Here is a 327-nt window from a genome sequence, read left to right on the forward strand (position 1 = left end):
TCAAGCACGAGAATGGCCGGCACTGTCTGGTGCTGAACAACAAGATCGGGGCGCTACAGAGGCACGGTGAAGCCTATCAGACCATTCGCTACACCGGGCCCGCCGAAAAACGGACCGACGAGGAAACCATTCACACCTTGTCGATCGCGAACAAGCTCGTCACGGGTCCGGTCACGATCAATGACTATGACTACTCCCGATCAAACGACGCGGTCACGCGTGCTGGTGGCGGTGACTTTCAGTTCCGATCGGACGCCCCGCACGATCACGTGCACACCGAGCAAGCGCATGACATGTGGGGCGATTTCTCGCAGCCGAAGGCTGGCG

The 327-nt window shown here is 59.6% G+C and carries 1 protein-coding gene; it reads left to right on the forward strand.

The window, feature by feature from the left end; translation table 11 throughout:
• Positions 1 to 327, forward strand: a 327-nt coding sequence (locus tag RVY79_RS18425; RefSeq protein WP_317465988.1) for a contractile injection system protein, VgrG/Pvc8 family, incomplete at both ends; no start/stop codon positions are given.

The sequence above is a fragment of the Chromohalobacter sp. HP20-39 genome, from assembly GCF_033052815.1.
Classification (GTDB): Bacteria; Pseudomonadota; Gammaproteobacteria; order Pseudomonadales; family Halomonadaceae; genus Chromohalobacter.